This window comes from Anaerostipes sp., assembly GCF_018381315.1.
Lineage (GTDB): Bacteria > Bacillota > Clostridia > Lachnospirales > Lachnospiraceae > Anaerostipes.
The window spans coordinates 1-12,064 of the sequence record NZ_JAGZSD010000007.1 but is presented as its reverse complement, the minus strand read 5'-3'; the positions used below and the strand labels follow the sequence as shown (position 1 = coordinate 12,064).

General features: G+C 43.2%; 14 protein-coding genes. All 14 read left to right on the top strand.

The window, feature by feature from the left end:
• The first annotated feature begins 1 nt into the window (after position 1).
• Entirely contained in the window at positions 2 to 457 is a 456-nt protein-coding gene (locus KH180_RS07095; RefSeq protein ID WP_290758390.1) for a transcriptional regulator GutM, read from the top strand.
• 15 nt (positions 458 to 472) lie between these two features.
• On the top strand, positions 473 to 1,024 hold the full coding sequence (gene srlA / locus KH180_RS07090; protein WP_290758388.1) for a PTS glucitol/sorbitol transporter subunit IIC: 552 nt from the start codon (positions 473 to 475) through the stop codon (positions 1,022 to 1,024).
• Between the two features lie 23 nt (positions 1,025 to 1,047).
• On the top strand, positions 1,048 to 2,061 hold the full coding sequence (srlE, locus tag KH180_RS07085; protein ID WP_290758385.1) for a PTS glucitol/sorbitol transporter subunit IIB: 1,014 nt from the start codon (positions 1,048 to 1,050) through the stop codon (positions 2,059 to 2,061).
• Between the two features lie 29 nt (positions 2,062 to 2,090).
• Positions 2,091 to 2,444, top strand: a complete 354-nt coding sequence (locus KH180_RS07080; RefSeq protein ID WP_290758382.1) for a PTS glucitol/sorbitol transporter subunit IIA — start codon at positions 2,091 to 2,093, stop codon at positions 2,442 to 2,444.
• A gap of 178 nt (positions 2,445 to 2,622) precedes the next feature.
• On the top strand, positions 2,623 to 3,492 hold the full coding sequence (locus KH180_RS07075; RefSeq protein ID WP_290758379.1) for a metallophosphoesterase: 870 nt from the start codon (positions 2,623 to 2,625) through the stop codon (positions 3,490 to 3,492).
• Positions 3,493 to 3,502: 10 nt separating this feature from the next.
• Positions 3,503 to 4,273 (top strand): segregation and condensation protein A, encoded by a 771-nt coding sequence (locus KH180_RS07070; RefSeq protein ID WP_290758376.1) that lies wholly within the window; start codon positions 3,503 to 3,505, stop codon positions 4,271 to 4,273.
• The gene (scpB, locus tag KH180_RS07065; protein WP_290758375.1) at positions 4,248 to 4,823 is read left to right on the top strand and encodes an SMC-Scp complex subunit ScpB; all 576 of its coding nucleotides are present in this window, start codon (positions 4,248 to 4,250) and stop codon (positions 4,821 to 4,823) included. Before KH180_RS07070 ends, scpB begins: the two co-directional genes overlap by 26 nt.
• A gap of 13 nt (positions 4,824 to 4,836) precedes the next feature.
• The gene (ilvB, locus tag KH180_RS07060) at positions 4,837 to 6,576 is read left to right on the top strand and encodes a biosynthetic-type acetolactate synthase large subunit (protein ID WP_290758372.1); all 1,740 of its coding nucleotides are present in this window, start codon (positions 4,837 to 4,839) and stop codon (positions 6,574 to 6,576) included.
• A gap of 11 nt (positions 6,577 to 6,587) precedes the next feature.
• A complete protein-coding gene (gene ilvN, locus KH180_RS07055; protein ID WP_290758369.1) occupies positions 6,588 to 7,085 on the top strand; it encodes an acetolactate synthase small subunit in 498 nt (165 codons plus the stop codon).
• A gap of 206 nt (positions 7,086 to 7,291) precedes the next feature.
• Positions 7,292 to 7,738 carry an Hsp20/alpha crystallin family protein gene (locus tag KH180_RS07050; RefSeq protein WP_290758366.1) on the top strand — a complete coding sequence of 149 codons (447 nt, stop codon included), beginning with the start codon at positions 7,292 to 7,294 and terminating at the stop codon, positions 7,736 to 7,738.
• A gap of 232 nt (positions 7,739 to 7,970) precedes the next feature.
• Positions 7,971 to 8,393 (top strand): DUF2000 domain-containing protein, encoded by a 423-nt coding sequence (locus KH180_RS07045; RefSeq protein WP_290758363.1) that lies wholly within the window; start codon positions 7,971 to 7,973, stop codon positions 8,391 to 8,393.
• 702 nt (positions 8,394 to 9,095) lie between these two features.
• A complete protein-coding gene (locus tag KH180_RS07040) occupies positions 9,096 to 10,277 on the top strand; it encodes an acetyl-CoA C-acetyltransferase (protein WP_290758360.1) in 1,182 nt (393 codons plus the stop codon).
• A gap of 25 nt (positions 10,278 to 10,302) precedes the next feature.
• Positions 10,303 to 11,079, top strand: coding sequence for an enoyl-CoA hydratase-related protein (locus tag KH180_RS07035; RefSeq protein WP_137329020.1), 777 nt, complete (start codon positions 10,303 to 10,305; stop codon positions 11,077 to 11,079).
• A 45-nt stretch (positions 11,080 to 11,124) separates the two neighbouring features.
• Positions 11,125 to 11,964 (top strand): 3-hydroxybutyryl-CoA dehydrogenase, encoded by an 840-nt coding sequence (locus tag KH180_RS07030; protein ID WP_137329019.1) that lies wholly within the window; start codon positions 11,125 to 11,127, stop codon positions 11,962 to 11,964.
• Positions 11,965 to 12,064 lie beyond the last annotated feature (100 nt).

Genomic DNA, 12,064 nt, shown 5'->3' with positions numbered 1-12,064 from the left:
TATGTCATACTATTTATTGATTGCAGGTGCACTGCTTACGGCATTTATACTGCAGTTTCTGTTTTCAATGATTCAGATGAAGGCCTTTAATGTCCATTACGGCAGACTGAGGAAGATCGGCAGAGTGGCGATCGGAAAGAGCAAAGGCGGTTTTCATGCCGGAGCTATGGTAATGTTTGCAATTGATAAACGTGGCATGATCAAAGAAGGATGTTTCATGCGGGGATTTACGATCTTTGCAAGATTTAAACAGTTTGATGATTTCAACGGAAAGAACGTGGGACTGATCACAAAAGAAGATTGCAAAGGGATGGAATATTCCCTTAGAAGATCCGTTCTCAATGCAGCCTCTAACTATAACACGATCATGGACGGAGGCGAAGTAGCGGAGACGCCGGGGCTCTTAACAAGAGTGGCAGATATGCTTCTCGGCAAATCCAGAAAAGCCTGCAAGTAGGAAGGAGAAATATATATGAACGTTATTGTAAAATTTGCGTCAGGATTTATGGGATTATTTGATACTGGTGCTGCAACATTTATCAGCTGGGTGTCAGGAATTGTACCAAAGGTATTACTGTTACTGATCTTAATGAATACGATCATTGCATTGGTCGGACAGGACAGGATCAACAAATTTGCAAAGGTGTGCTCTAAAAATGTTATTTTGGCTTATGGGGTGCTGCCTTTTATCGCAGCCTTCATGTTAGGAAACCCAATGGCACTTTCCATGGGTAAATTCTTACCGGAACGCCAGAAACCAAGCTACTATGCTTCAGCAGCTTATCACTGCCATACAAACAGCGGTATTTTCCCTCATATCAATCCGGGTGAAATCTTCATTTACATGGGAATCGCAGCCGGAATCCAGAAACTCGGTTTAAATGAGACAGATCTTGCTCTCCGCTATCTGTTAGTCGGTCTTGTCATGAACTTCTTCGCAGGATGGGTGACAGACTTTACTACAAAGATGGTTATGAAACAGCAGGGAATCGAATTAAGCAACGAGATTAAGTTAGAGGATTAATTGAAAGAAAAGGAGGATTCATCATGGCAGATTACAGAGCAATTACAATTGAAAAGGGAAGCGGCGGATTCGGCGGACCTTTAACAGTAAAACCTGAAGAAGGAAAAGACGTTTTATTATTTATCACCGGAGGAGGAGCAGAACCTGAGATCGTTGAGAAGATCGTAAACCTTACCGGATGCCGTGCAGTAAACGGATTTAAGACAACAGTACCGGAAAAAGAAATTTTTCTTGTGATTATTGACTGCGGAGGAACACTTCGCTGCGGAATTTATCCTCAGAAAAGAATTCCGACCATCAATGTCAATCCGGTTGGAAAATCAGGGCCGATGGCTAAATATATCACAGAAGATATTTACGTTTCAGGAGTCGGCATGAACCAGATCAGTGCGGCAGACGGATCTGCAGCTCCGATCAAAGAGGAAGCTCCGAAGGCTGAAGAAAGAGAGTTCAAATACAGTGCAGATAAGAAAGTTTCTGAACAGATGGGCGGAAACGGCGGCGGAAAATCCAGCTTCATCCAGAAAATCGGTATGGGAGCAGGTAAAGTCGTAGCTACATTCAATGCAGCTGCCAAAGAATCTGTAAACACAGTGTTACATACAATCCTTCCATTCATGGGATTCGTATCACTGCTGATCGGTATTATTCAGGGATCCGGGTTTGGTAACTGGTTTGCACAGCTGTTAAAACCTCTCTGCGGAAATATCGTAGGACTTGTAATTTTGGGACTGATCTGTTCTATTCCGTTCCTGTCCTGTCTGTTAGGACCTGGAGCAGTTATCGCTCAGATCATTGGTACTCTGATCGGTGTCGAAATCGGTAAAGGAAATATTGCACCAGGGCTTGCACTTCCGGCATTGTTCGCTATCAATACCCAGTGTGCATGTGACTTTATCCCGGTAGGTCTGGGACTTGCAGAGGCAGATCCGGAAACAGTTGAAGTTGGTGTGCCATCTGTGCTATACTCAAGGTTCATTATAGGTGTGCCCCGTGTGCTCGTAGCATTCGTGGCAAGTATCGGATTATATAAATAATTCAGCTTTAGCATGAAAGGAAGAAGAAAATGATTTATCAGACAACAATCAAAGGAATGGGAGATCAGGTAGAAGCATTCGTAGGAGAAGGGATTTTTGTAACATTCGGGGACAATGCTCCGGATACTCTGACAGATTTCTGCTATACAGTAGACGTGACTCCTGTTCAGGGGGACATCAAACCTGGCAGCAAGCTTGTCATTGACGGACAGGAATATACGATTACTATGGTCGGAGACGTAGCCAGAGAAAACCTGAACAACCTGGGACATGTAACATATTCTTTCAACGGAAGCGGGGAATGCCTTCCGGGAAGCATTTGTGTAGAGAAGGCAGACGTACCGTCATTAAAAGTAGGAAGCACAATTTCCATCGCAGAGTAATTTACATCTTCATAACAATGGACAATGGAGGACGGAAGCCCGGATGGGCATCCGTCCCCTTGTTTTTTTTCTAATTATTTAGTAAAATAGGGAAAGGTATACCCGAACCGTAAAGAAAGGTGCGGGAATGTCCTTTTTTGGAAATAGGGCTTTTAAAATACCGGGAAAGTGAGAGCGTATGTTGTTTATAATTTTAACCGGGGTTTTGATCTTAATTGCCGCCGTCTGTCTGGCAAGCATTAATGAAAACCAAAACCTGTCATTGGAAGAATATAAGATCGTATCAGCGAAGCTTCCGGAAGATTTTGATGGATATAAGATCGTGTTTCTGACGGACCTGCACTGCAATGAATTTGACTACCGGAATAAAGCGCTCATCGACATGATTGACGAGTGCAGCCCGGACGCCATTTTTGTAGGCGGAGATATGCTTGTGAGCAGTACCGACTCATCTTACGATGTAGCATTGGATTTGATGAAAGAACTTTCTTTAAGATACCGCATTTACTATGCAGACGGGAACCATGAACTGAGGCTTAAGCGGAATGAAGAAGTATACGGCGTGGCTTATAAGGACTATGTCCATCAGTTAAAAGAGTTCGGCGTCATTCATTTGTCAAATGAAAGTGTCATGGTAGACAGCGGAATCTCAGCTATCTGCCTCACGGCTTACGATATGGAGGAAAAGCAGTACCGCAAGTTCCATCCGGCAGCCCCTTCATCGGAGGATATGCTCGATGCCATCGGGGAACCGGATCCGGATTTTTTCCAGGTGCTGCTGGCACACAATCCAAACTATTTCAGAGAGTACTCCAAGTGGGGATGTGATCTGGTTTTATCCGGACATTTTCATGGGGGGATGATCAGGCTTCCGAAGGTCGGCGGTGTGATTTCACCGCAGTTTCAGCTGTTTCCCAGGTATGATTCCGGGGAATACCAGATTGGAAGATCCATTATGATTTTAAGCCGCGGGCTTGGGAATCATTCCATTAAGATCAGGCTTTTTAACAGGCCTGAGGTATCGTGTATTACATTAAAGAAAAAGTAGGACATTGTATATGGCATCAATTGATATAAAACTGAATGTATTTGAAGGGCCGCTGGATCTTCTGCTTCATCTGATCGAGAAGAATAAAGTGGATATCTATGATATCCCTATTTCTGAGATTACGGAGCAGTATCTGACTTACATCCGCCAGATGGAGGAAGAAGATCTGGATGTGATGAGTGACTTCCTTGTGATGGCGGCTACGCTGTTAAGAATCAAAGCCAAGATGCTTCTTCCGGCTAAGGAAGAAGAGGCAGAAGAAGGGGATCCGAGAGAGGAACTGGTACGGAGGCTTTTGGAATATAAGATTTATAAGTATGCATCCAAAGAGCTGAAAACCAGGGAATATGAGGCAGAGAAGACCTTTTTCAAGGAACGTGCTGTTCCGGAAGAGGTATTAAAATACCGTCAGCCAATCGATATTCAGGAGATTACCAGGGATGTGACGATGGAGGATCTGAACCGCATTTTTCAGTTTGTTATGCGCAAGCGGGAGGATAAAATAGATCCGATCAGAAGCAAGTTCGGGGAGATCAAGCAGGAGGAAGTCCGGCTGGAAGACAAGATGGATGAGGTTGAGTATCTGGTATCATCCAAAAGGCGTCTTTCGTTCCGGCAGCTTCTGGAAGGACAGATAAGCAAGGAACAGATCGTGGTCACATTTCTTTCTATATTAGAGCTTATGAAGGTTGGAAAGATCCGGGCCGTTCAGGAGATGAACGGACAGGAAATTATAATAGAGGTGTTAGAGAAGCATGAAACAGAAGCAGGCAATGATTGAGGCTATTTTATTTTCCATGGGGGAGAGTGTCTCGAAAAAACAGCTGATGACGGCTCTGGATGTCCCGGAGGATTTATTTTTTTACTTAATTGATCAGCTTAAAAGAAAATACAACAGAAAAGACAGCGGGATTCGTCTCCTGGAACTCGATGGAGCATACCAGCTGTGTACCAGGCCGGAATATTATGATCAATTAATTAAAATAGTAAACCAGCCGAAAAAACCTAGGCTTACGGATGTCATGATGGAGACATTGTCCATCATTGCATACAAGCAGCCGGTTACGAAACAAGAGATAGAAGCCATCCGAGGAGTCAAATGCGACCATCCGGTAAACAAGCTGTTAGAGTACAACTTGATCCGGGAGGCAGGGCGTTTGGATGCTGTCGGACGACCAATATTATTCAGGACAACGGAAGAATTCTTGCGCTGTTTTGGAGTTGAATCCATAAAAGAGCTTCCTGAAATCGGGCAGGATAAGGTAGAGGACTTGAAACAAGAGGCTCAGGAGGAAATAAAGTATGCATTAGAGGAACTAGAACAAAATTAAGGGAGGACAGCATATGGGAAAAATTACAGGAAACCAGCTTTTGGTTAAAGCATTAAAAGAAGAAGGCGTAGATACCATTTTTGGGTATCCGGGAGCCTGTGTCATCGATATTTTTGATGAGCTATATAAAGATGACACGATTGATGTCATTCTTCCGCGGCATGAACAGGGATTGATTCATGCGGCAGACGGATATGCCAGATCAACCGGCAAGGTGGGTGTCTGTCTTGCCACCAGCGGACCCGGGGCAACAAACCTGGTAACAGGAATTGCCACGGCAAATTATGACAGTGTGCCGCTTGTATGCTTTACCGGACAGGTAGCACTTCCTTTGATCGGGAATGATACCTTCCAGGAAGTAGACATCGTCGGTGTGACCAGAAATATCGCAAAGTTTGTAATTGTAGTCAGAAACCGGGCAGATTTAGCCCGTGTTATTAAAGAAGCTTTTTATATTGCAAGAACCGGAAAACCGGGCCCGGTATTAATTGATCTTCCGAAAGACGTGATGGGAACATTCGGAAGCGATGAGTATCCGGACAGTGTAAATATCAGAGGATATAAGCCGAATACGAAAGTGCACCACGGACAGGTGATGAGGGCAATGAAAGCTCTTTATAAGTCCAAAAAGCCGCTGTTTCTTATCGGCGGAGGAACAAAAATTGCCGGAGCCCACAAAGAGATGACGAAACTTGCAGAGATACTGAAGGTTCCTGTAGTATCTACGATTATGGGCCGGGGAGTTCTGCCTACAGATCATCCTCTTTATTTTGGTAATATCGGAATGCATGGAAATTTTGCTGCCAATGAAGCGATTGCCAACTGTGATATCCTGTTTTCCATCGGAACCAGGTTCAATGACCGGATCACAGGAAAGCTGGGTACTTTTGCGTCTAATGCAAAGATCATACATATTGATATTGATACTGCCGCAATTTCTAAGAATGTTACAGTGGATATTCCGATTGTTGCTGATGCCAAAGAAGCTATTTTGGATATTTTAGAACTGGCACAGAAGGAACCTGCGCTTAATGTAGAACGCTGGATATCTATGATGGAAAGCTGGCAGAAGTCTCATCCGATCAAAATGGAAGATGCAGCGGGAGTTTTGACTCCGCAGATGATTATAGAGTCCATCAATAAGGACTTTAAAGAACCGATTGTTGTCACAGATGTCGGTCAGAACCAGATGTGGGCCACACAGTATGTGGAGCTTCACGGAAATCGCCAGCTGCTGACATCAGGCGGGCTCGGCACTATGGGCTACGGATTCCCGGCGGCATTGGGTGCCAGTATTGGAAATCCAGGCAGAGAAGTAGTCTGTATCAGCGGAGACGGCGGAGCACAGATGAATATCCAGGAAATGGCTACCGCAGTGGTGCAGGAGCTTCCGGTTGTGTTCTGTATTTTTAACAACGGGTATCTGGGCATGGTGAGACAATGGCAGGATCTCTTCTATAATAGAAGGTTTGCAAGCACATGCCTGAAATACAGAAAGAGCTGCAAAGGAAATTGTACGCCGGAACATCATCCTTGTCCTCCGTATACGCCGGATTTTGTAAAACTGGCTGAAAGCTACGGCGCTCAGGGAATCCGTGTAACCAAACCGGAGGAAATTGATGCGGCATTTGAGAAGGCGAAAGAAAAGACCGACGGACCGACATTGATAGAATTCATTATTGACAGCGAGCAGCTGGTATTCCCGATGATGAAGACAGGCGGTTCCATCAACGAAATGATTATGGATCGATAGGAGGTTTTTCTATGGAAAAAAGATGGTTATCCTTATATGTTGAAAACCGTGTGGGAGTGCTGGCAAGGATTGCGGGTCTGTTCTCAGGAAAATCCTATAACCTGCAGAGCCTTACGGTGGGAACGACGGAAGATGAGACAGTTTCCAGAATGACGATAAGCGTGGAAAGCGATGATGCTACTTTTGAGCAGATCAAAAAGCAGCTGAACCGCAGCGTGGAAGTTATTAAAGTCATGGATTACACAAACATGTCCATCCGCATGAAAGAGATTATGTTTATCAAGGTCAAGGGCTGTACGCAGAAAGACAGGAATGAAGTTTTCCAGATGGCCCAGGTATTCCGGTTCCTTGTAAAGGATATGGGAAAAGACAGTATACTGATTGAATCTGTACGGACCGAAGCAAAAAACAATTCTATATTAAATGTATTCAAAAAAAGGTTTTCCAGTATTGAGGTTGTGCGGGGCGGAAGTGTTGCGATTGACTCCATCAGCATGCAGGACAGATAGTTTAAAATAATATAATTATGAATAAGACCAGGGAGTATCTGATACTCTTTGGTCTTATTTTGCTGTAGAAAATGTGAAAAAAATGTGAACTTTCAAAAGGACATTGACATATTGAAATATAATTGTTATATTACATATAGAACAAATAAACAACATATAACAATACAGGATTTCCTGTATCGAAGATAGAATAGGAGGAATGACTTATGTTGATGCCAAGTATTTTTGGAGAGAATCTTTTTGAAGGCTGGATGGACAAAGCATTTAAAAATGCATTTCCGGCCGGACAGTTTGGGTTTGGAGACGGTGAGCGCTGCATGAAGACAGATATCAAAGATACAGAAGACGGATATGAACTGAGTATGGAGCTTCCGGGATTTAGAAAAGAGGATGTGTCTGCCCAGCTGAAGGACGGTTATCTTACCATCAGTGCAGTTAAAAATGAAGTAAAAGATGAAAAAGACAAAGAGGGTAATTTTATCCGCAAGGAACGCTACTCAGGACAGTGCAGCAGAAGCTTCTATGTAGGAACAGAGGTAAAACAGGAAGACATCAAAGCAAAGTTTGACAATGGTGAACTGGTACTTAAAATTCCTAAGGCTGAGGAAACAAAAGAAGTTCCGGCAGATGAATATATTTCCATAGAAGGTTAAACACAGCAAGAAACGGCCGGGGTGCTTTGAAAAAGGCATCCCGGTTTTTTTATTTCATGGGAAAGTGCGTCCCATGAAATAAAAAGCACTCCGTGCAGGATGCGCACAAATACACAGAGAAATTATTTGCCTGTAGCATATGCAATATCATACAAGCATTTTCTGTGTCTCTGCGTTAAAATCAGAGCAGGCTATCAGTAATAAGACGTTCTTTACTAACGGAGGTATCAAAATGAATATTGAAAAAGAAAAGTGTGCCGTAGTGGTTGATGAAGCCCTTCCTTCAGGAATTGCAGTAAATACAGGAGTTATTCTCGGCCTGACGATGGGGAAACATATGCCGGAAGCCATCGGCCCTGATGTGAGAGATGGGGACGGCAATGAGCATAGGGGAATCATTACATTTCCTGTGCCTGTTTTGAAGGCAGGCAGGGAAGTGCTGAAGGAATTGAGAGATAAATTAAACCAGCCTGAATTCAAAGAACTGCTGTCAGCAGATTTTTCTGACGTTGCCCAGAGCTGCGGAGTTTACAGTGAGTTTATGGAAAAAATATCAAGAACACCGGAGGAACAGCTCAATTACCTCGGAATTGCTATATGCGGACCCAAAAAGTTGGTGAATAAATTAACTGGAAATTTACCTCTTTTAAGATAAATTAACGCAAAATTTTTCGGACAAAATGCAAATAAAAGTATACCCACAGGGCACACCGTATTTTATATCCTTCGGATGAGCGTGCCTGCGCACGATAAAGTATGACATTCTGACCAGTTCTCCGGCTTGCTGTCTCAGGAATGTAAGACCTCCGAACTGGTCAAAATGGACGTAATGTTTGCTGGAGAAGGGCAGCCATAAAACAGAAGGTTCCTTTTAGAGATAAGTTTTTCTTCACTGTCGGAAGGAGGCCTTTCCAGAGCCGACTGGAGATAGTGAAGAAAAACTTATAGTAATATCATTTATATTCGTCTAATTTTATTTAGCCCGTAAAGTCATCAAGCTTCTCAAATGAATGAGAGGTTTGATGACTTTGTTTTATTTTCCCATATCCAACACTCATATTGTTAATTTTGTGACGATTTTGTGTTAATTTTAAGGAATCGAATGTCTAAAAATATATAAAAATTTTCTAAATAAAAAAGCGAACATATGGCTGTATTTAAAAAAGTACAATCTATACTGCATACAAAACACTAAAACAAATGGCTTAAATCCGCAGTTTTTAAGATGATATGAATGCTGAATGAAAGCATGAAACAAATTTGTAATTGAAATGAAAAAGTGATTGTGATACTATTAACATATCGGCGGGAAACTGCCAAACACTATAGAACAGAGAATTATTATGGAGGAATTGATATGTCAAGAAAAGTAGTTATTGCAAGTGCTTGTCGTACAGCAGTAGGTAAGATGGGTGGAGCATTGAGCACAACTCCGGCTGCTGACTTAGGATCAATCGTAATCAAAGAAGCATTGAACAGAGCTAATGTAAAGCCAGAGCAGGTTGATGAAGTATACATGGGATGTGTTATCCAGGCCGGCTTAGGACAGAACGTTGCTCGTCAGGCATCGATCAAGGCAGGTCTTCCAATCGAAGTTCCGGCAACAACAATCAACGTTGTATGCGGTTCCGGACTGAAGGCAGTAAACATGGCTGCAGACATGATCAGAAGCGGTGACGCTGACGTCGTTGTAGCAGGCGGATGCGAGAACATGTCAATGGCTCCATATGTATTAGATCAGGCACGTTTCGGATACCGTATGAACAACGGTGTGTTAAAAGATGCCATGGTAAACGATGCATTATGGTGTGCATTCAATGATTACCACATGGGAATGACAGCAGAGAATATCTGTGACCAGTGGGGACTTACCCGTGAAGAATTAGATGAGTTTGCAGCAGCAAGCCAGCAGAAGGCAGTTGCAGCTCAGGAAGCCGGAAAATTCGATGAAGAGATCGTGCCGGTAGAAGTTAAAAAGAAAAAAGAAACAATCATTGTAAATAAAGATGAAGGACCTCGTCCGGGAACAACTGCAGAAGGTATCTCAGGATTAAGACCTGCATTCAAACAGGGCGGAATGGTTACAGCAGCAAACTCTTCAGGAATCAATGACGGTGCAGCAGCAGTTGTCGTTATGAGTGAAGAAAAAGCAAAAGAATTAGGTGTGACACCGATGGCTACATGGATTGCCGGAGCTCTTGGCGGTGTAGATCCTAAGATCATGGGTATCGGACCGGTTGCTTCTACAAGAAAAGTATTAGAAAGAACAGGAATGGACATTTCTGACTTTGATCTGATCGAAGCAAACGAAGCATTTGCAGCTCAGTCTGTAGCAGTAGGAAAAGACTTAGGATTCGATTTAAGCAAATTAAATGTAAACGGAGGAGCAATCGCAATCGGACATCCGGTTGGAGCTTCAGGATGCCGTATCTTCGTTACTCTTCTTCATGCAATGAAAGACAGGGGAGCTAAGAAAGGTCTGGCAACTCTTTGCATCGGCGGCGGTATGGGATGCTCTACCATCGTTGAAATGGACTAATTTAATTTGAAAGGAGATTGAATCCATGGAATTCATCACATATGAAACAGAAGGTTTTGTAGGGATCCTCACAATCAACCGTCCAAAGGCATTAAATGCGTTAAACAGCCAGGTTCTTGGTGAGATCGAAGAAGCACTGGACGCCGTTGATTTGGAAAATACAAGAGCCTTAATTCTTACCGGAGCAGGAGACAAATCTTTTGTGGCCGGAGCTGACATCGCTGAGATGAGTACATTGACAAAAGCAGAAGGAGAAGCCTTCGGTAAAAAAGGAAACGACGTGTTCCGCAAGTTAGAGACATTCCCAATCCCAACCATTGCAGCAGTCAATGGATTTGCACTGGGCGGAGGATGCGAGATTTCTATGAGCTGTGACATTCGTCTCTGCGCTGAAAATGCAGTATTCGGACAGCCGGAAGTTGGTCTTGGAATTACTCCTGGATTTGGAGGAACACAGAGACTTGCCCGTCTTGTAGGAGCCGGAAAAGCAAAAGAAATGATTTATACTGCTTTCAACATCAAAGCAGATGAAGCATACAGAATCGGACTTGTAAATGCTGTATATCCACAGGCAGATCTTTTAGATGCAGCAAAGAAAATGGCTGCAAAGATCGCAAAGAATGCGCCTATCGCAGTGCGTGCTTCCAAGAAAGCGATCAATGACGGACTGGATGTTGACATGGATCAGGCTATCGTTGTGGAAGAAAAAGCATTCGGAAGCTGCTTTGAGAGTGAAGACCAGAGAGCAGGTATGGAAGCTTTCTTAAACAAGACGAAGGTTGATGGATTCAAGAACAAATAATCAGTGGCAGGCAACAATTACAGTTTAAATACAGGAGGAATCACAATGAAAGTTGGAGTTATCGGTGCTGGAACAATGGGCAGCGGAATTGCTCAGGCATTCGCGCAGACAGAAGGTTATGAAGTTTGTCTTTGCGATATCAATGAAGAATTCGCAGCAAACGGAAAAGCAAGAATCGCCAAAGGATTCGAAAAGAGAGTAGCAAAAGGCAAGATGGATCAGGAAAAAGCTGACGCCATTTTAGCAAAGATCACAACAGGTGTGAAAGATATCTGCACTGACTGTGACCTGGTTGTGGAAGCAGCAATTGAAAACATGGAAATTAAAAAGCAGACTTTCAAAGAGTTACAGGATATCTGCAAACCGGAAGCAATCTTTGCTACCAATACATCTTCCCTTTCTATTACTGAAATCGGAGCAGGGCTTGACCGTCCGATGATCGGTATGCATTTCTTCAACCCGGCTCCAGTTATGAAGCTTGTTGAAGTTATCGCAGGAATCAATACTCCTCAGGAAACTGTTGACAGAATCATCGAGATCTCTAAAGAAATCGGAAAAACACCGGTTCAGGTAGAAGAAGCAGCTGGTTTCGTTGTAAACAGAATCCTTATTCCTATGATCAACGAAGCAATCGGTATTTATGCAGACGGAGTTGCATCTGTAGAAGGTATCGATACAGCAATGAAATTAGGAGCTAACCACCCAATGGGACCGTTAGCATTAGGTGACCTGATCGGATTAGATGTTTGCCTTGCTATCATGGAAGTACTTTACAACGAGTTTGGAGATACCAAATATCGTCCGCATCCATTGCTGAGAAAAATGGTACGTGGCGGTATGTTAGGACAGAAGACTGGTAAAGGATTCTACGATTATAGTAAATAATTAAATGGAGGAATAAGAAATGGATTTCGCATTAAGTAAGAAACACGAAATGGCAAGAACTCTGTTCAAAGAGTTCGCCGAAAATGAAGTAAAGCCTCTT

Coding starts and splice junctions, on each gene's coding strand:
- KH180_RS07095 (WP_290758390.1), top strand. CDS start 2: ATGTCATACTATTTATTGATTGCAGGTGCACTGCTTACGGCATTTATA.
- srlA (WP_290758388.1), top strand. CDS start 473: ATGAACGTTATTGTAAAATTTGCGTCAGGATTTATGGGATTATTTGAT.
- srlE (WP_290758385.1), top strand. CDS start 1,048: ATGGCAGATTACAGAGCAATTACAATTGAAAAGGGAAGCGGCGGATTC.
- KH180_RS07080 (WP_290758382.1), top strand. CDS start 2,091: ATGATTTATCAGACAACAATCAAAGGAATGGGAGATCAGGTAGAAGCA.
- KH180_RS07075 (WP_290758379.1), top strand. CDS start 2,623: ATGTTGTTTATAATTTTAACCGGGGTTTTGATCTTAATTGCCGCCGTC.
- KH180_RS07070 (WP_290758376.1), top strand. CDS start 3,503: ATGGCATCAATTGATATAAAACTGAATGTATTTGAAGGGCCGCTGGAT.
- scpB (WP_290758375.1), top strand. CDS start 4,248: ATGAAACAGAAGCAGGCAATGATTGAGGCTATTTTATTTTCCATGGGG.
- ilvB (WP_290758372.1), top strand. CDS start 4,837: ATGGGAAAAATTACAGGAAACCAGCTTTTGGTTAAAGCATTAAAAGAA.
- ilvN (WP_290758369.1), top strand. CDS start 6,588: ATGGAAAAAAGATGGTTATCCTTATATGTTGAAAACCGTGTGGGAGTG.
- KH180_RS07050 (WP_290758366.1), top strand. CDS start 7,292: ATGTTGATGCCAAGTATTTTTGGAGAGAATCTTTTTGAAGGCTGGATG.
- KH180_RS07045 (WP_290758363.1), top strand. CDS start 7,971: ATGAATATTGAAAAAGAAAAGTGTGCCGTAGTGGTTGATGAAGCCCTT.
- KH180_RS07040 (WP_290758360.1), top strand. CDS start 9,096: ATGTCAAGAAAAGTAGTTATTGCAAGTGCTTGTCGTACAGCAGTAGGT.
- KH180_RS07035 (WP_137329020.1), top strand. CDS start 10,303: ATGGAATTCATCACATATGAAACAGAAGGTTTTGTAGGGATCCTCACA.
- KH180_RS07030 (WP_137329019.1), top strand. CDS start 11,125: ATGAAAGTTGGAGTTATCGGTGCTGGAACAATGGGCAGCGGAATTGCT.